The 1,213-nt window shown below is 39.1% G+C and carries 2 protein-coding genes; both read left to right on the top strand.

The features are described from left to right. On the top strand, positions 1-640 hold a 640-nt coding region (locus tag ACT3QQ_RS13850), incomplete at its 5' end, for an OmpA family protein (protein WP_444528423.1). Between the two features lie 88 nt (positions 641-728). After that, a partial coding sequence (locus ACT3QQ_RS13845) for a hypothetical protein (protein WP_444528422.1) occupies positions 729-1,213 on the top strand: 485 nt, incomplete at its 3' end.

Below are 1,213 nucleotides of genomic sequence, written 5' to 3'. Positions count from 1 at the left end.
TAATCAATTAAGTGCGCATGCTACAGGCTTTAAAAATAACGACTTATCAGCAGATAAAAAAAATTATGAGCTAACAGGAGCTCAAACCTATTTTTTTCAGGTTAACGTGAGTGAGAAAGGGGAAAGTACTTTAGAACAGGTTGGCTCTGAGGTTGCTTTAACTTTATTAACTAATAAACGTTATCAATCACACCAGATTAGTCGTGTTATTCCTAATAACTGTACTACACCAATATCTATCCAGCAACTAGATCGTGTCGTTGTAGAACAAGCACCTGTATTGACCAAAAAAGTCATCATCGATCTTGAAGTATTATTTGAGACAGACAAATCTATTTTACGTCCAGAATACTACGCTAAAATAACTGAGTTGGCAGTATTTATGAAGCAATATCCTAATGCGTCAGTCACTATCGAAGGCCATACTGATAATCGTGGTAGTGATAGTTACAACCAAACACTGTCACAACGCCGAGTAGATGCAGTCAAAGAAGTATTAATCTCGCAGTTTAGCATCAGTGATGAACGTTTAACCGCTATTGGTTATGGGGAGTCGAAACCAAGAGCTAGCAACGATACGGTAGAAGGGCGACAGCTCAACCGTCGAGTTGTAGCCGTGATAGAGGAACGCAATCAATAGTTGTATTTTCATTGGTGGATGGAGTCACCTGTTAATAAGCTAATTTGGACAGCATATTGAACATAGAATTAAAATAAAAGGCAAAAACATGAATACGATTATAGTAAAAACTAATAATACGACGCAGACGGTTGAGCAAGTACAAGTAGTGACTAAAAATGGGAAGCCGACCATTATTACCACTATGGATAAAGTGAACTACGAATTTCATGATACTGCTATTGGTCGTGCCCCTAACCATATCATTACTAAGCGTATAAAGAATGATCTTCATGTCTCTTTTGAAAAAGAGGGAGAAGAAAGTGATCTTATTATAGAAGGCTTTTATGACAATCCAGATGCTGCTTTAATCGGAATCGCTGAAGATGGTGAGTACTATTATTATATTCCTGATACTGGCGAGACTTACGACTATGTGACACAGCTAGAAATTGGCGATGTCGAGGGACAAGCGTTAGGTGGTGAAGATTACATAGCCGCTGCTGCTATTCCTTGGTGGATACCTGCTGCCGCTGGATTAGGTTTGGTAGGTATAATGGCGGCGGCAAACGGAAGTGATAATGATATAGAGCC

It is taken from the genome of Psychrobacter sp. AOP7-A1-24 (genome assembly GCF_052376235.1).
GTDB lineage: Bacteria > Pseudomonadota > Gammaproteobacteria > Pseudomonadales > Moraxellaceae > Psychrobacter.
The sequence above is the reverse complement of the archived record's forward strand: the minus strand, read 5'-3'. Positions and strand labels throughout refer to the sequence as shown.